This window comes from Acidicapsa ligni (genome assembly GCF_025685655.1).
Taxonomy (GTDB): Bacteria; Acidobacteriota; Terriglobia; order Terriglobales; family Acidobacteriaceae; genus Acidicapsa; species Acidicapsa ligni.
On sequence record NZ_JAGSYG010000001.1, the window covers coordinates 1,413,102 to 1,429,950 of the forward strand.

The 16,849-nt window shown below is 54.4% G+C and carries 16 protein-coding genes; 8 read left to right on the forward strand and 8 right to left on the reverse strand.

All coding sequences use genetic code 11. The features are described from left to right. Positions 1-241 precede the first annotated feature (241 nt). Both OHL19_RS05780 and OHL19_RS05785 read right to left on the reverse strand, forming a co-directional pair. Complete coding sequence (locus OHL19_RS05780; RefSeq protein ID WP_263356662.1) at positions 242-502, reverse strand: PqqD family protein; 261 nt, start codon at positions 500-502, stop codon at positions 242-244. Positions 503-788: 286 nt separating this feature from the next. Beyond that, positions 789-1,145 carry a helix-turn-helix domain-containing protein gene (locus tag OHL19_RS05785; RefSeq protein WP_263356663.1) on the reverse strand — a complete coding sequence of 119 codons (357 nt, stop codon included), beginning with the start codon at positions 1,143-1,145 and terminating at the stop codon, positions 789-791. A 590-nt stretch (positions 1,146-1,735) separates the two neighbouring features. Between OHL19_RS05785 and OHL19_RS05790 the strand changes: the two genes are divergently transcribed. Continuing rightward, positions 1,736-3,532 (forward strand): ABC transporter ATP-binding protein, encoded by a 1,797-nt coding sequence (locus OHL19_RS05790; protein WP_263356664.1) that lies wholly within the window; start codon positions 1,736-1,738, stop codon positions 3,530-3,532. A 108-nt stretch (positions 3,533-3,640) separates the two neighbouring features. Here the strand turns inward: OHL19_RS05790 and OHL19_RS05795 are convergent, their stop codons facing one another. Together OHL19_RS05795 and OHL19_RS05800 are read right to left on the reverse strand one after the other, a co-directional pair. Then, positions 3,641-3,946 (reverse strand): hypothetical protein, encoded by a 306-nt coding sequence (locus OHL19_RS05795; protein ID WP_263356665.1) that lies wholly within the window; start codon positions 3,944-3,946, stop codon positions 3,641-3,643. A 223-nt stretch (positions 3,947-4,169) separates the two neighbouring features. Beyond that, positions 4,170-5,195 (reverse strand): sensor histidine kinase, encoded by a 1,026-nt coding sequence (locus OHL19_RS05800; RefSeq protein ID WP_263356666.1) that lies wholly within the window; start codon positions 5,193-5,195, stop codon positions 4,170-4,172. 430 nt (positions 5,196-5,625) lie between these two features. Between OHL19_RS05800 and OHL19_RS05805 the strand changes: the two genes are divergently transcribed. After that, positions 5,626-5,910, forward strand: a complete 285-nt coding sequence (locus OHL19_RS05805) for a helix-turn-helix domain-containing protein (protein WP_263356667.1) — start codon at positions 5,626-5,628, stop codon at positions 5,908-5,910. A 129-nt stretch (positions 5,911-6,039) separates the two neighbouring features. Here OHL19_RS05805 and OHL19_RS05810 read toward each other — a convergent pair whose 3' ends face one another. Then, a complete protein-coding gene (locus OHL19_RS05810; RefSeq protein WP_263356668.1) occupies positions 6,040-7,155 on the reverse strand; it encodes a PAS domain-containing protein in 1,116 nt (371 codons plus the stop codon). Between the two features lie 121 nt (positions 7,156-7,276). Between OHL19_RS05810 and OHL19_RS05815 the strand changes: the two genes are divergently transcribed. From OHL19_RS05815 to OHL19_RS05830, 4 genes are all read left to right on the forward strand, one after another. After that, positions 7,277-7,471, forward strand: coding sequence for a hypothetical protein (locus tag OHL19_RS05815; protein WP_263356669.1), 195 nt, complete (start codon positions 7,277-7,279; stop codon positions 7,469-7,471). 536 nt (positions 7,472-8,007) lie between these two features. After that, entirely contained in the window at positions 8,008-10,587 is a 2,580-nt protein-coding gene (locus OHL19_RS05820; RefSeq protein ID WP_263356670.1) for a CHAT domain-containing protein, read from the forward strand. A 26-nt stretch (positions 10,588-10,613) separates the two neighbouring features. After that, positions 10,614-11,891: a S41 family peptidase gene (locus OHL19_RS05825; RefSeq protein ID WP_263356671.1), complete on the forward strand. Its 1,278-nt coding sequence runs from the start codon at positions 10,614-10,616 to the stop codon at positions 11,889-11,891. A gap of 438 nt (positions 11,892-12,329) precedes the next feature. Then, positions 12,330-13,466, forward strand: a complete 1,137-nt coding sequence (locus OHL19_RS05830; protein ID WP_263356672.1) for a phosphotransferase family protein — start codon at positions 12,330-12,332, stop codon at positions 13,464-13,466. 18 nt (positions 13,467-13,484) lie between these two features. On the opposite strand, the gene OHL19_RS05835 is transcribed toward OHL19_RS05830, so the two are convergent. Together OHL19_RS05835 and OHL19_RS05840 are read right to left on the reverse strand one after the other, a co-directional pair. Next, positions 13,485-14,228 (reverse strand): hypothetical protein, encoded by a 744-nt coding sequence (locus tag OHL19_RS05835; protein ID WP_263356673.1) that lies wholly within the window; start codon positions 14,226-14,228, stop codon positions 13,485-13,487. Between the two features lie 41 nt (positions 14,229-14,269). Continuing rightward, positions 14,270-14,836, reverse strand: a complete 567-nt coding sequence (locus OHL19_RS05840) for an RNA polymerase sigma factor (protein ID WP_263356674.1) — start codon at positions 14,834-14,836, stop codon at positions 14,270-14,272. A gap of 201 nt (positions 14,837-15,037) precedes the next feature. On the opposite strand from OHL19_RS05840, the gene OHL19_RS05845 reads away from it, so the two are divergent. Further along, entirely contained in the window at positions 15,038-15,778 is a 741-nt protein-coding gene (locus OHL19_RS05845) for a hypothetical protein (protein WP_263356675.1), read from the forward strand. Between the two features lie 230 nt (positions 15,779-16,008). Here OHL19_RS05845 and OHL19_RS05850 read toward each other — a convergent pair whose 3' ends face one another. Next, positions 16,009-16,320 (reverse strand): KH domain-containing protein, encoded by a 312-nt coding sequence (locus tag OHL19_RS05850; protein WP_263356676.1) that lies wholly within the window; start codon positions 16,318-16,320, stop codon positions 16,009-16,011. A 245-nt stretch (positions 16,321-16,565) separates the two neighbouring features. Here OHL19_RS05850 and OHL19_RS05855 point away from each other — a divergent pair, with 245 nt between their 5' ends. Then, positions 16,566-16,826 (forward strand): hypothetical protein, encoded by a 261-nt coding sequence (locus tag OHL19_RS05855; protein ID WP_263356677.1) that lies wholly within the window; start codon positions 16,566-16,568, stop codon positions 16,824-16,826. Positions 16,827-16,849 lie beyond the last annotated feature (23 nt).

The following is a 16,849-nucleotide window of genomic DNA, read 5'->3' on the forward strand; positions in this document are numbered from 1 at the left end:
CCGGAAGAAGAGCGAGTTGTATCGTACGCAAGCCGAACGTCTCTTCGATCTTCTGGGTTAGAGCCTCTGCAGTTCGTGAATGGAGCACGATTGACTCCGTAGGGAGCACGGGTCCCGAGTCAGAATGTATAGTCATGATCCTCATAGGTATCGGCTCGATCAGAACTAAGCGGAAACTAACAGTTGTTTCGGATTTCATGTTATCGACCATGTTGCCGTTTCCCCTTACTTCTTTCTGCAACTAAGCGTGAAGTTCAATCAAGTGCTTGTCCTTCAGATCTGCCATGAACTCCGCAACATCTGCGGATACGATGGAGATATTGCTGCCGGTATCGGATGCAATAGTTGCCGCGATATCTTCCGAGGTATCGCCCTTTACAAGGCGCTCCCAGATATAGGCCCCGATCGGGTTCATGCTGATAAACAAATCTCTATCGATGTCGAGGATTATGGCTCCATCGTGGTCGACTACAGACCGAAGGTTCGGGCGCACAGCGATCATCGTGTACTCCAATGGGAACTGAGGTACCGGGGCTCCCTGTCATTCGGTACAGGGCTAGCGATCTTCGTTGATAGGACGAAGTTGCTCAGAAGCGAGAGACTCGCAGGAGCCGAGCAGGTGGATGATGGAGCGAACGATCCAGATGAACTCATACACGCTGTCCAACTGTGAAAACGAGTCTGCGCCCCGCCATAAAAACATGCAATCTAAAGTAGGTCGCAGGATGCGACAAAATTGCGGCCGCTCGCACGGCAACGCCGCTAGCAGCGTTACATTGGCTCAGAAGCTAGTAGGGTTCTCTGATGCTGGAAGCAAGACGCTCATTGCGCTTGATCCTCTCGCGTTCCGCACGGCCCCACGCGGTTGGTTTCTCATGCATATGCTTTTGAAAAAAACGCGCGAAGTCACGAAGCTCGTCGTATCCGAGCAAGTTCGCGATCACGCTGAGCTTGGGTGGCGGCATCATCGTGAGCAGCGATTGAGCCAAGCTAAGTCGTGCATCAATTTGACATTGGCTCATCGTCGTACCGAGCTCGTCGGAGAATGCGCGTTCCAGGGTTCTCATCTCGATCCCAAGCTCGTTCGCGATCGTCGCGAGACGGAGCTTTGCATCCCCGTGGAACATCAGGATAAGCGCGTGCATAGCGCGTGGAGGATCCTGGAGTACAGCGTAGAGCTCATCATCGGGCGACGATCTCACCGCTCGGATTCTTTCGATCGCTTGCCTTTCGATGGGCGAAAGCTCTTCAGGGGGTCTGGTCGCCACGAATCAGTCCTCAAGTCAGCAGTTCCACGGCAGTTCGGCGTCGTATATGGGGAATCCGCGTTTCTTTCCCTGGACAGGCGACGGAGTCTAATTCAGAGCGAGACGTCGTTGAGCCCGAACACATCGCTATACGTGCGTGACGAGACCAGCATATCCCACAGAAAGAGAGCGTCCTGATGGATCCTGTGGGTATCAGCATTCTCCGTCTTGGACCTAGAGCGAAAGCCCAAAGTTAGTGCCAGAGTTTGTCGGAAGAGTGGACTCTTGACCCAGCCCTGTAACTCCTGGAGTTTCGCATGCATCCTTCGGAAATAGGGAAGCTCTCATGGCACCTTCTTGCGTTCGGCCGAAGGGATTGCGGCTCTCTTGCCCTGCATCAGGGAGACAATCGTCAAACTGGCTCACATCAAAGGAAACTATGCGAACCGATGCTATGTCAACAGACTGATGTAACTCTGGAGTGGTAAATGAAGTCTACGGGAGATACGCGTTGGCTCATAGGATGGCTGCATCCGCATGCGAGGTTCGTCCTGTTTGGACTCGCCTCATCGGTCGCTGCAGGCGCAGTGGCGACGGCAGATCCGTTGTTCATGCGGCACTTGATTGATGTGTCTCTGCCGCAGAAAAAGTTAGCCGATTCTCTCGTAACGGTACTAGCGTTGGCCATCTGCTTCGTCGGACGATCTGCCCTTGGGGGGATGAGCGGGCTTCTAAGCTTCCGTGTAGCACAGTTGCTGGGCCAAGACCTCAAGGTGAAGCTGCTGGAGCACATGACAAGCTTGTCCGCCGATTGGCACGAACGAACCTTGCTCGGCGATAAGCTCAGTCGGATCGATCAGGATGTCACCCAGATCTCTCAATTTGGATCAGAACTCGCGAACTCAGTGGTACGGGCGATTGTCTTCTTTGCTGTCAACCTCGTCATCATGTTCCTATTGAACTGGAGAATGACACTGCTAGTCCTCCCTCTCTTGCCCGCGTTTCTTTGTGTCCGCCGAAGGTTTCGTAAACTAATCGAACTCCGGGCGGACCTGGCGCAAGCGGAAATCGGTAAGGCGGCCGGCTATGTCACGGAGCATCTTGGCGCGGTACCCCAGATTCAGCTTCTGGGAGCCGAAGAGGCGCGCGTCGCACGCTCAGTAAATGCTTGGATGGATGTTCTAAAGGCGCAATGGGCTCAGCGGCGCACAGAAATCGCGTTCAGCATCGCGGTCACGAGCGTCTTGGCCTTTGCAATTCTTCTGGTGCTCGGATTTGGCGCCCACGAATACTTGCGCGGCCTGTTAAGCCTCGGCGGACTTGTAGCGTTCTATGCTTACGTCACCCGAATCTTCGAGCCGGTATCGACGGCCATGGAGCTGTACTCGCGAACTCAACGCATGTTGGCGAGCGCGCGACGAGTACGAGAGATCCTGCAGACGGTGTCGAGCGTTACGGACACCGGAACTGTTGCGGAAATGCCCGTACCCTTTGTTTCCGGCCTGACATGTGATGGAGTTTCTTTCTGGTATCGACCCGGTGAATTGATCCTCGATAAGGTGTCATTCAAGATTGGGTGCCAGGAACATGTAGCTCTCATCGGCGCGAGCGGATCAGGAAAGTCTACCCTCGCGCGTTTGCTTGCTCGAATCGCCGATCCCACATCCGGACTTATTACCCTCGAGGGAAGGCCCGCGGCCGACTACGCGCTGCAGGCATTGAGGCGCGCAGTCTGTTATGTCCCGCAGCAGCCCGTGCTCTTCTCTGGGACCATTCGCGACAACTTGCTCCTCGCAAACCCACGCGCGACCACTTCTGATCTTCACCGAATCATGGAGGTCACCCGACTGCAGTCAGTACTGGAATGTCTTCCAAATGGTTTGGACACAGTTCTCGGCCCGGAAGCTGCGGGACTCTCGGGAGGAGAGCGGCAACGACTTGCGATAGCGCGAGCCTTATTGCGTCAGCCGGCGATCCTGGTGCTCGATGAATCGACTTCCGCTCTCGATCTTCCGACAGAGCAGGCCGTATTGCGAGCAGTCGCCAAATGCTGCAACGGAAAGGCACTTGTGTTGATCTCGCATCGGCTTCGTTCTATAACGTGGGTCGACCGAATCATCGTTTTGGACACCGGAACAGTAACCGCTCAAGGATCTCATGCGACGCTCTATCGCGAGTGCGCGCTCTATCGAGATCTCTATGAGAGCGATGACGATCTGCAGTCGGAGGGCGATCCTGCGAACATCGTCAATGCATATGCTGACCTGATCGCGCAGCATCGATGAATGACTAGGCAACATTAGCGACTTGGGAGCGCCGCCTTTCGTCTCACAAATCCAGACCTGTCCCGGAATTGATAGGCGAGGCGAACGGGTAAGCTCGCCCCGCCATTTCTACTTGGCAGTACTTGCTTTCTTAGCAGCCGCTCGTTTTTTCGCGGCATCGGACATCTTCTTTCGAGTAGCCGCAGAGACAACCCGCTTCCCGGGCGCGGTCTTCACTGGAGAAGCCTTCTTGGCAGTCGTGTTCTTGCCTTTCGTCTTCACCGGTGCAACGGCAGTGGCATTTGCCTGTCCACGTGTTCCCGCAGCCGTTGCATCCTGCAAAAGAGAGTCACGAATCTGTGTGAGGCGCGTGATCCTCTTGGTAAGATCGGCAATCTCCTTGTTCAATTCTGCTACTGCACCAGGTACGCTCATCCATCCTCCAATTGGGCGGGCTTAACAGCGCCTGCGCCTCGCCAATCGTATCAAGTTCCGGAAAGCTCGTCGGAGAAGGGGCATAGGGATGGAATGCACCCAGAGGACCCAACAGTGCTTTCGATGCGCCACACGAGCTTAATAATGCACGAGATGGTCAGGGCTGATAGGACCGGAACGCCCAAGCGCATTCCGCACACATTCCGCTTCTCTTCAGCAAGTCTTACACGATGGGAAGAGAGATCAGGAACTCAGCACCTTGAGGTTCGAGGTTCCTTACCGCTACGTCGCCGCGATGTACCTGCGCCACCATCCGAACGAGGGCCAAGCCCAGACCCAGCGAACCGAACTTGGCAGGGCGGGTGAGATTCTCTCCTCGAAACGCAAACTCGAAGATTCTCGGAAGCACTTCCGGCGGTACGCCAGTGCCCGAGTCCGTAACCCGAATCTCTGCATTATCCCCTTTGCGGTTGACGCTGATTACAATCCATCCTCCGCTGGGTGTGTACTGGATCGCATTCGAGATCAAATTCTCTACGGCGCGTCGAAGCAAATTCTTTTCGATACGGAGGAGACCGGGATTCTGGTCGAACCGCAGATCCAGATGGATGCCTTTTTCAGCGGCCTCAAACTCGAAGACCTCCACGGCATGTTGAAGCATCAAGTCCAACGTAGTCTCGACGAAATTTCTATCGATGTTGCTTTCGAGGATCGCGAACTGACTAATGGAGGCAATGACTTCTGCCAACAGGGTAATTTCAAGATGCGCTGACTCCAGAATGGTCTCTCTCTCCTCCGGGTTCATGTTGCCGTCGAATTCGAGCGCTTCGATTCTCGAAAGCACTCTGCTCAATGGCGAGGCGAGATCATGGCTAAGGAATGCGAGCCATTCAAGGTGGAGCTTTTCCCTTGCCGCAACCTTTCTCTTCGATTCGCGCGCCTGTGCGATGAGGAGTTGTGCATTTGTGGCAAGATCGCGAATCTCGTGCTCAAGGAGCAACTGCCGCAAGGGAGATGACAATCGGTTCATTGCCTCGAAGCCGTCACCGACGCTGGAAGAAGATCCTTGAACCCCTTCGGCTACGACGATGCCTATCGACTTGCAAAGTTCGCGGAGAGACCTGCGGAAGAGCATTCGCGCGAGCCAAAACGCCGCTGTAAAAACTAGAGATGCAGCCGTAAACATTACCACGAGCGATCGCGGACCCATGATGAGTCCAAGAAGCTGTGGCGATGGGAACGAAGTCATTTGACAGACCACCTGGTCCGCCACAGAACATGACGACTACGCCACCTCTGATCGTTCGCAGAAGGACTGATGCCGGATGTCTCGCCATCGCATCGGCGAGTCTGGCCTTGTCTCAGCATCTCTGATCATGATGTACTTCGAACGGCTCTGGTTTTAGCTTCGAGATGACAGCCGGAAGTCGATAATCTCGTCTCACCGATGAACAGATCCTGAGAGAAGGGCCGAGCAACAGTCACTTCAAGAACAAAATCGCCCGAATGTTTTCGTGACGAATCTTTGGTGCAGAATAGCAATCACACGCCATTGGCGAATCTGAGTTCGTATTCTCAACTACCTTATCATGTCGTTGGGATGCAGGCGAAGTAGTACTTCCTGCAATCACACGTTCCACTGGGTGTAACACGCAGCACAACTTAGCAAAACTGGAGGTGTGACTACACTACGACATCGGTTTGGCAGGCGCATCGCGGAACTTCGGAGAATTTCCGGGATGAAACAAGAAGTATTCAGTGAAGCGATTGGCCTCACCGCGAAGGCTGCCGGGGACATTGAAAGAGGCATGGCATTTCCCAAACCGGAGAAGCTGGAGAAGATCGCGGCCGCCCTAAAGGTCCCTCTCAAGGAACTGTTCGACTTCGAGGATTCTCGCTATATTCCCCCACCGCCGCCCTTGCAGACGACGGAGAAGCCCCGGGCGGCGAGGAAATCACGATAATGTGAACGGGTATCTTAGAGGCCCAAAGGGACTCGTGCGAACAGTTTTCTATCCACCCAAAAGACCCTGGACGACGACGAAATCGACGAGGAGTACGTTGCTCCGGATCACCGTATTAGCCTCCTAAGCTCAGACTGCGGAAGGTGCGGCGGACTGTGGAACTCGTTCCACCATGCTGATGCTGTAGCTTGGTTTACCGTCACGATCTCGCAGCAGGGCTACGGTCATCTTCGTGAATAGAACGTCGCCATTTCGAGACATAAGTCGCTTGTTCACCTGATAGCGGTCGATCTTACCTTCGATAAGCGAGAGAAACAGCTTCCGGCCTTCCGGAAGATCCTCTGGGTGAACCAACTGCGAAAACCGCATTCGCTGCAACTCGTCCGCTTCGTACCCGACCATTTCTTGGAACAGCATATTGCTCTCAAACGGCTCACCCGAGGTGTTCACGAGAACGATTGCTACAGGGGCATTTCGAAAGAGCGATCGGAAAGCGTCCTCATCTCGGCAGTCCTCTTGGCTCCATGTTTCGTCCGATTCCAAAATCTTCGCCACACAAGCAAAAGACGAGGGCTCTTGCGTAAGTGGATCGCTGATCACATAAAAACTACAGGACACCGCAAGAGGGTGTCCTGTCTGGAAATGTCTCAAGCGAACTGTCTGAGTCGTGAAGCCGATTTTCTGCAAAGGTAGGAGATGAAGCATTTCCTTGATACGAATGCGGTCCCCATCGACAAAGAACTCTTCGAGGGAAGTCTCATTGATCTCGGCCTCATCGTATAGTCCGAGCATGTCTTTGCCGGCATCGTTGAGAAAGAACGTCTTCCGATCGAGTTGAGCTACACACATGAAATCCGAAGAGCTCTGCACAAGAGATTCCAGATTCTTCAGTTCGAGCTGGTCTGAATGGCCGCCGTCATCGGCCCTTGCAATAAAACCCACGAGACCAATCAAAACTCTGGAATGGTTAAAAATGGGAGAACCCGAGATTCGCGCGTAAAAGCGGGAGCCGTCCTTCCGTGCTCTCACCGTTTCGATATTTACGAAAGATTTTCCAGCCTGCAGATGTTCCACCAGATCGGCCCAGCTCTCGCGCTGGCTTTCGGGCAGAGGTGGGGTTAGACCGACGATGTCCTCATCATTCCAGCCGTAGATCTCACGGAAGGCAGGATTACAGCGCAACACTTTACGGTTCACATCGAATAGCGCAATTCCAACGGGTGCGCGATCGAGCATGATCCTCATCTCGTCTCTTTCCGTTTGTAGCGTGTTCCACTGTTGGCGGTAGGACCCCAGCAACCAGCTCATCGCCGCACAGAGGATCAGGAAAGATAGGACCGCCGAGATGTTGGTAGAGTCCGAGCGGATGAGCCGAAATAGAACCGCTGCTCCTACCGATGTGATCAATCCGGCCGCTCTACCCAATCGCCAACTGACGACAACGGTGGTTCCCAATAAGACTGCGGGTGGCCATATCGCTCTGCCGCCAAAAGCGATTACTAGGAGGAAGGCTGCTGCCAACACTGCGAAGGCAATCGCATCTCGTCTTTTGAACGCCTGAGAGAGGCGAGTCTTAATCTCTGAAAATCCCCATAATCCCATTGCTCTACGTCCCCGGCCCATATTGCGCTGGATCTTCAAGCGCAGCCGTAAACCCATTGGTATGGCTCAGATCTGGGAATACGAGGATCGCTGACTCCTGTCCTCGCAAAAGCACTTGCGTACCGAGACCTCTCGCCGAAGGGATCCTTGGAATGGGAATCTATCATCGAGCGAACTTCGGAGGTTGAAGTATCGTGCCGAAGCCAAACATCGTGTCCGGAGCTCTGGACTCTTGAGTGGATGATCATACCCGAAGTTCGATCTATAAAGATCGAACTTTCGTCATAGATCGCGGGTCTCCAACTCGCTCCGTGCACCTTAGCAGGCACGCTTTATGTTGCATCGGGCCACGCCCTACGCGTATCAGGACAACGACAGGAATTCTGTGTTCCCCGCGTCGATATAGAAGAGCGAACCAAGGTACGCTACTAATCGTAGGCAGTGACGAGGGTCTTCAATTGTGCGCGAGTGGGCACGCAAACGAGGTGCTGCTAGGTGCAAGCGTTCAGCAGAGCAAAATGGCCGATCGTCGTCACCGTCGCTATCGTGGCGATCGCAGCAATCCTGATACAGCAGAACCGCATTTCCCGGAGTACCGCCGACGCGCTTCTTTCTCGTGCCGACAAACTCTCCTGGGATAACCAGTGGCTGGAGGCGAATCCCCTTTATGCCAGGGCTGAGATCGAGTTCTTGCATCAGGGCCAACCATCGAAGGCTCTCTATGCACACGTCAGTCAGTTCATCGTGCGAGCTGAGTCCGATCCGATACCGTCGCTTCTGATAGAACTTCAAAAGGATCTGAGCTTGCCACAGGCGCGGGAGCCAGAGACGCATCTCCGCATCCTTGTCATTCAGGGCATGATCGAAAGCAATTACGACGCAGGGTTGGCACGCAATACCTGGCAAGAGGTAGAGGGGATCGCTGAGAGCCGCGGGCACTACCTTCTGATGGCGCGCGCGATAGGGGAGCAAGGATTAGCCGCATTCCTTCTCGGCGATTTCTCAACCGCAAAAAAGCTGGTGACGCGGGCGTGGTTGGCCGCCAAATACCTTCATGATGATGCCGCTCACGTCCGGTACGCGAGTATGTATGGAGCCGGACTCGTTGAACTACAGAAGTATGACGAGGCAATCCATGTACTCGATGAAGCCATCGATACATCGGCACGTTCAAAGACGGTGGCCTATCCGAGCATCGCGATCAACTTCAAGATTGATGCGCTTCGAGGTCTCGGACGTTACTCCGAGGCTTTGCAACTGGCGGATCAAGCCATCCAAAGGCTGCCATCGGCAAGACTCGACGCGCATCTGTACCAGATCATGACGTCCAAGGGAGAGGTCTACGGCAACGCCGGCAAGTGGAACGAAGCCATTGTGCAATACACAATCGCGCTCGAGTATGCACGCAGGCTCAAATATTGGAGAGGAATCGTTCAAACCGGAGGCCTGCTTGCTCTGGCTTACGAGAAGCAGAATCGAATCCAGGATGCACTGGTGACTATCGATGAAGCCATCCAGGCAAACAAAATGATCCCCGCAGAACTCTACTTCTCTCCACGTAACATGGCCATCAAGGCGGAGTTGCTAGATAAGCTGGGAAAACAGCGAGAATCCTATCTTCTGCACGAGAAGAGCTTGGGATTGTTCGACTCTCTACTCGCTACGGCGCCGACTCGCAACGTTGAGCGAGAGCTTCTCAATCAGATGCGCGATGTGTATTCCAGATATTTCGAGTCTCTCTGCCGGGAAGGCAATCTTAACGAGGCGTTTACGACAATTGAACGAGCGCGGGGCAGAATCCAGGCCCAGTCTATTTCGGAACGTCCGTCTCCATTGCCCCACGATCCGACCGACGACGAGCGGAAGGTCGCGCAGATGAACCTCAGCCTGATCGAGAACAACGACCCGGGAGTGGCAGTGAAATTAGATCGCGCCCTAGTCGAATCGAATCTGCTTGCCGCTGATACGACGTTGTCTGGACAGACCTTCCGTAGACCCTTGGAATTGTCCCAGGTACAAGCCCATCTAGGCCCGAAAGAGCTGGTGCTGGAGTATGTTCTCGACGATCCTGCATCGAGCGTTCTCGTAATCACTGCTAGCGGAGTTAAGAAGTACGATTTGCCATCAGGCGATGAGATTGAACATCTTGCCTCGCGATACCGAAGAGAGATCCACGATCGAAAGACCGACACCGAACTTGCGCGCAAACTGTTCAGCGAATTGATTGGCCCGATTGCTGAGTATCATGACAAACAAGAAATCATTATCGTTCCGGATGGTCAACTCCACCTCCTGCCCTTCGGCTCTCTCATGGAAAACAATGAGTATGCGATTCAAACACACAGCTTCAGTGTCAGCCCCTCGGCGTCGGTTCTGGCGTTGTTACGAGATCGAGAAGAACAGAACCAGGTAGGCTCTCTGGGTTACATCGGTGTAGCCGCATCGTCTGAACCTCAAGCGAGAAGCAGTTGGATTACACGATGGGCATCCTTTGGCAGAAGCGGGTCGCTCGACCCTTTGCCGCAGAGCAAACGAGAGGTGCAGACAATCGCCGGCTATTTTCCGGGAGCGGCTACGGTGCTCCTCGGTCACGAGGCTACAAAGGCCAACTTTACGGCTCGTCCCCTCGATCAATATCGTGTTGTTCATCTCGCCTTGCACGGCTATGCCGACATCGAACACCCGGAACGGTCGGCACTTGTTTTCGCTCCCGACGCGGCCAGAAAGAGCGACGGAATCATGGACCTTCAGGCGATCCAGAGACTTCGGTTCCGGGCCAGCCTAGTCACCTTGTCAGCTTGCGACACCGGTGTGGGGCCGATCAGCGAGGCGGACGTCGACAATCTCGCCAATGCTTTCATCGAGGCCGGTGCGGAAAGTGTCGTCGCTGCGCTCTGGGACCTTGAAGACCAGACGACTGCACTTCTGATGACGAACTTTTATAAGAACCTAAGTATGCACGAACGAAAAGGCGAGGCACTCCGTAACGCTCAGCTTGACATACTCGCCGCAGGGCTGCCTCCATACTATTGGGCGAGCGTCGAGGTTTTGGGGGATGCTTCCGAATCAGTCTAAGAAATCGGGCCAAGGAGGATAGAAGCGTGCAGCAGTCTTCATTGAACGAATCCCAACGTGGAGAGATTCTCGAAGCGATTACAAAGACAGTCACTAAGAAGTTCTACGACCCTCAATCGACGCACGAAGATTGGGATGCCGCTGTGAGAAAGCACCGATCCGGGATTCTGTCCGCGTCGTCGGACGAGGAATTCGAAGCCAGGGTTGCCGGACTCTTGACTGAACTGAAGAGCTCCCACATGGGTTTCTATCACAGTGGGCTAGCGCGCTGTACAAGCAAGATGGCGCTCTGCGCTGTGTATTCTGCCGGATCGTCGGAGGACGGACCCCGGTGGGTCTTTCAGGACGTCCACGAAGGAGGACCTGCAGCTGACGCAGGCATTAGAGTGGGCGACGCCTTGATTGCCGTCGACGGTCGCTCATTTCGGCCGCCTGACCATCCACTGTTCGCGATGGGGTCCACGGTAACCATTGAGGTGGCAACCATTGACGGTCGGCATAGGACCCATCGTGTCTCGATTCCGCTCGTCAAGGTAAAGCGAAACCAGCTGCCTAAGGTCGAGCCGAATCCAATTGTCTCGGCGCGGCGTGTCGGCGAAAGCACCGGATATATGCGGATTGCCAGTTACCCGGGTGAAATCGGTATCGACGTCGCAAACGACATCTCACGCGCGCTCCAGAATCTCGGCCCTATCGACCGCCTGGTCATTGACTTGCGCGGCAACAGTGGCGGAGGGATTGGTGTGCTGCGAGTGATGAGCCTGCTCACTCCGTACAAACTCGTGGTCGGAAACTTCTCCAATGGGAGATTGAAGAGCAGCTCGGACGCGCCGAATGGAAGTTTTGTCCTCAACCAGATTCCAGCGACGAAGCGTGGTCTGATTCCTCTGGCTTTCCGCTTCTTCACACACCTTCTCGCACGCAAGCTGACCGGCAAGAAGATGCCGATCACCGTCGTCACCGAAGGACCAGGCTATCAGCCATTTCATGGCAAAGTGGTCATTCTGGTTGACCGTCACACCGCCAGCGCCAATGAGATGCTGATCGCTTTCGCTCGCGAGCATAAATTGGCCCGAATTGTTGGGGAAGCAACTCCGGGACGCGTGCTCGGTGGCAGCAAATTCAAATTGCCATATGGCTATTGGCTGGCGCTACCAGTCGGTTCGTACAGAACAAGAGGCGGAGATTCCATTGAGGGCAAGCCGATACCCCCTGATGTCGAAGTCCCGTTCGATGCTCGTGAGGCGCAGGAAGGACGGGATCCGCAGCTGGAAGCGGCGCTTCGGGTAGTAAGCCAACTCTGAGTCTGCATTTTGTCGCATCCTGCGACCTACTTTTTCTTGTTTCTGCAAGCCAGGGATGTCAGACTCTCTTCGGAAATGCTTAAGCCGCGCAGAAGTTGCGCGGTAAGAGAGTATCGCGGGCTGAGCACTGATGGGACCATTAGGTCGTCTCATGAACGCTGTGTATAGGCTCAGTTCGTCATCCTGGGCTATGTGCGGTGGTATGTGCAGAGGACCTTTGCCGATCCGGATTACGATTGCTTTCGACTGCTCCTGATAGAGCCCGGCTCGAGGACTGTCTTGACTAGACGGGATGGCTTGCGGTGGGTCCTGCCTCGAGTGACCATACCTCGTTGGAGCCGGACTGCGCCGAATGTCCAGTCAGAGATTAGAGTTCAATTTAGTCTTCAGGCTATTGTCCTCGATGAGCTTGAGGCGCCCGCTCACGATTCGTTGATCATGGCTGAAGTTATCGAACGTCCCGCGACGGGGATCGATAGCTCATTCTCCTGGAGGAAGCTCGAGGAGCTGGCGATGGATGAGTTTGTGGACGAGGAACTTCTATCCGTCCAGAGGCTGCTATTCGAAGGTTCGACGGGCCGCGGACAGTTCTCTCGCTTAGGTTGGATCGGCGATGTATTGGCTTGGGCCGCTGCTCATACCGATGTGGACCCAGGGCAATTTGTGGAGATCAAGCAGATCAATGGCTCGTCCAGTTCCGCATTAATCCGGCTTACGACTGCAGCCGGTGCGGCGGTATGGTTCAAAGCAGTTGCGGATCCCGAGATGACCGAGTACCGCATGACTGCTGCTCTTAGAAAGCTTTTTCCCGATTATCTTCCAACGTTTCTTGCTATGCACGATGTATGGCACGCTTGGTTAATGGAGGATGCCGGCCGCCCTCTGGATGACATGGAAAATGCGCGACCTCGCCTTTTTGAAGAAGTCGCCCATCATCTTGCGGACCTGCAGAAGGCCAGCATTCCTCGAGCGTCATCTCTTCTCGATCAGGGGTGCGCGGACCTGAGACTTTCCGCTCTTTGCGCCCAAATGCCTGGAATCATGGCGTCTCTGGAGGAGGCTGTCGAGGTGCCCGATTATGGGAGCCATAGCTATCTGCGTAAGGCTAGGATACGAGCTCTCCACAGGACCTTTCAGGATGCTGCCGATCAACTGCAAGCCAGCGGCGTCCCGGACACATTGGTTCATTCGGATATCAGTACGGAAAATATCCTCATCGCAGATGGTACTTGCATCTTCACCGATTGGGCACAAGCTGCGATCGGCAATCCGTTTGCGAACTTCGAGCAACTGAGGATGCAAGTGGCACAGCATCAGAATGCAGCGGTCGTCCAGGAAAGACTGCTTGCTGCTTACATGCGCACATGGTCAAGTCAGCTCAGTGCTCCGCAAATTCGACAAGCGTTTACGGCTATACCACCCATCGCGATTGCCATGTATCTGAGCACGCGGCGCGATTGGCTTAGCCCCGAGAAATTGCGAGAGCAACAGTTTGTGCGTTATGCAAGGAGTATGGCACGTCAAATGGATCGTGCCGTTCAGGAGTACGAGGCACGGGAAGCACTGACAGCTTGAAGGAGGTTCCACACCTGGTTAGTTGATGGTTACGGGATAGTAATATGGCGCTCCGTCTCCAAGGCGCTGAGTCCCGAGAAGGTAGTTTCCGGCTTGTACCTGGTTAAGGTTCATCTCAACATGTAGTTCGAGGTGTGGCCCATCTGCCGTAGCGGTGCCTTCGGCCGATGCTACCAACGAAGACGTGCTCTTATCTCGGGTCAGGAAGATGCGATAGGTTCCGGATGGACTGTAGTAGGGGAGGATAAGATGCAAATTCAGGAGCCTGCTTGGTAACAGGATCGGATGTGGCGCCGATGCCTCGGTTCCTCGCGAGACGCCATCGCCGCTCAGATCAACTAACATCGAGACGGAGTTGTTCGACGCGCTGGAGAGACGCGCTACCTCTTCGGTCCGCTCCCGCTGGTGCAACGCAGACCACGTGAAAGCAATCAGGCTGAGGCATGCAGCGATGCCAGCAAGCTTCCAGTTCCAAATGATCGACCGAGCCAGTCGGATCCGCGGTGACTGCATATCCCTCGTGCGTTGACGTCGCAATTCGATGAGGTCGCGGGTGCATTCGGCACACCGCATAATGTGGAGTCCGTTCAATTCGGCGAGTTCGACATTCCTCGGCGCTTCGACGAACGCTCGAAGAGTGGCAGGGCCAGGGCAGCCAATCCGATCGGGGTTCGGATGGTTCTTCAGCACATACTCCTCTGCTTTGGTAAACAGAAGCGTATCGTTCTCGTCGTCCTCCTGGAAAGTTCGGGAGTTGTTCACGTAACCCTTTCCTGGCTTTCACCGGCGTATGCCGGTATCTACTATGGCCGCACTTGAATGCCCAGCCTCTTTCGTATACGAGCGAGTTCACGTCGGCATCGAATGCGGATCGATTCCTGTGACGTCTGTACCTCTTCGGCCACTTCGTCCCATCTGCTACGAGCACCATAGCGCATCATCAGGGCGCGTTGTAGCTCTGGAGGAGTGTCGCGGAGAAGTGTGGCGAGATCGTGTTCTGCATGAATGGCGTCGGCCGCGGGGGCGACCGGCGACAGTAAGAATTCGACATCGTCGCTCGTTCCTTCCAACGTTAGTTTTGATCTTGCGCGGCGCTCTCGGCGTACTGCATTTCGATAAGCGCGCACAAGCATCGTCTGCGCCTCTTCGACGTCGACTGGTGACAGGTCCGCAAGTTCTTCCTTCACCTGCTGAATGGCAGCTTCCATTAGTTCGTGGGCAAGAGATTCGTCGCCCAACAAGGTCGATGCCATGTGTTTGGCATCAGGCCATTCCGCCCTCACGGCAGCCCGCATGATCGGCGCAATCCAACGCCCGTGGGGTGTAAACCCAATTACCCAGACGAGATCTGAAGGCGAAGGGGATGCCATAGGGGGCCCACAGAAGAGCTTAGAGGGAAGCACTGTTGCTTCGACCTTGCCCTGTCTAAATCCAAAATACCCAACTCTCAAGGAAAAATCCACATAGTCGCTTATTTTTCCAGATTGACATGTCCGGTTTTCTCTTTCTCGATGGCTTAAAGAGTGTAGGGGTTTTTTCCCTTGTTCACCCAATCATTCGAAGAGGTGCATATGGCTGCCCTTCCCCAAGTGCAAGAACAGCAGCAGTCGTGGAGTAAAGAAGCCTTCGCTATGGCTCGTCAGGCGAAGGTGCTTTCCGGGAACAAGCTGGAACAACTGGTCGTTCGATTGCAACGCCACAGCGGTCGCTCTAAAGAGGCGTGCTGGAAATTCATTATTCAGCAAGGCCTCCAGGAAAAAATGGATCATCGACGCTGGACCGGCGACGAAATCGAGACGTTGAGAGAAGAGCTGGTTAAGCGATCCATCGAGGAAGTCGCTAAGAAACTCGATCGGACGCCCGAGGCAATCCGCAGCATTCTCAAGCGGAACAAACTCAGGGTCCGGGACATTCGCTGCGATCTTTTTTCAGTGGAGAGCCTCGCGGCGGCCCTCCATATCAGAAAGTCTGAGATTCAATACTGGATCGATCAAAATTGGCTTCCGGCAACGATGAGAAGCAAAGGACGCATGCGGTTCTACACCATTACGCCGGAAGCTCTCCTTCACCTCCACAAACATCACCACATGGACGTCCTTCGCCGTGGCCTTCCAAATCAGTCGCTCTTTGAGGCTTACGTTCAATACTGCTACTCCCCGAAGCATACGGTCGGCGAACAGCTCCTGGATGTGCGTCGAGATAAACGTGAACGAGCCGCCTTTTCTGCAATCTCAAAATCGAGGCAAGAAAATCAGAAAGACCCGGAGGATGAAGATGCTGGTGAAGAAGGAAGATATCAAATCCGGATCTGAGGCAGGGCGTCGCCAGTCCCTTCCGGCAGAGGCTTGTCCCTACTGCGGGCGTCAGAAGGAATATGATCGCATCTCACTTGGTGAGCTAGCGACAAGTATTCTTTGTGTCATTCTCCTCATGGCCATCGCTATACCTCTTGTTTGCATAACTGAGCATTGGCTGGAGCATCAGGGGCAGAAGTCGTTCGACAACTTGATCTGGCGGGAACGGATCGAGAACTGGTAATCCATCAGGCAGACGGTTGTTGGCTCCGCAACTTAGGTGGGTTGTAATCTTCTTCAATGTTGAGAGCATACCGTCGGCGTAATTTCATTCCGGCTGCCGAGATGATGGTCCGAATCGAACGCGCCGTCCGTCCTTGCTTTCCGATAATCTTGCCGGCATCTTCGTTGGCCACGTGCAAATTCAGAGTTATCGCTCCGCCTTCTTCAAAACACTCGACAGTTACTGCATCGGACTCGTCGACAAGACTTTGCGCGATCATCAGTACTAGCTGTTGCACTGACTCATCCGCAGAGCACTGAGAATTCGAAGTTGTCATTTCGTTGTCTCCTTCGCATGTCTTCGGTGCGATACCACGCTATGAATAGCTGGGCGCATAGTCCCGCGTCGAGGCTTGCAGCGTGTTTCCTATTCACCGTGAGGAGCAGGTGAACTGGCATTCAAATCACCGTACCAACAACTCCCTCCATTCTACAAATCTGTTCTTAGCGGCACGAAATAGGCGTCGTGTCGCCATTCCGTTCAGTGAAACTCACTTTCCCCTTTCAAAGAAGGAGCTTCGAAATGTCTCCCGTTGAGAACGTGCGCCTAAAACTGGCCGTAGCTTATGACAGGTTCCGTCGCAGTCCCGTTCGATCGTTGTTTAACCTAACCCTTCGCCTGGCGGGTGCATTCCTCGTGACCGAGATCGGGCATCGAACTGGCGTGTCCGACCTGATTATCTTTCCGATGACGTTGTTGGTCATCATCGTCATCTCCCTTTTGTGCCACGTAACATGGCGATGGTGCGATGAAAAGCCATTCCCCTCACGGCCTAAGGACTGATCTCGCGCGGGCGTGGGGAAATT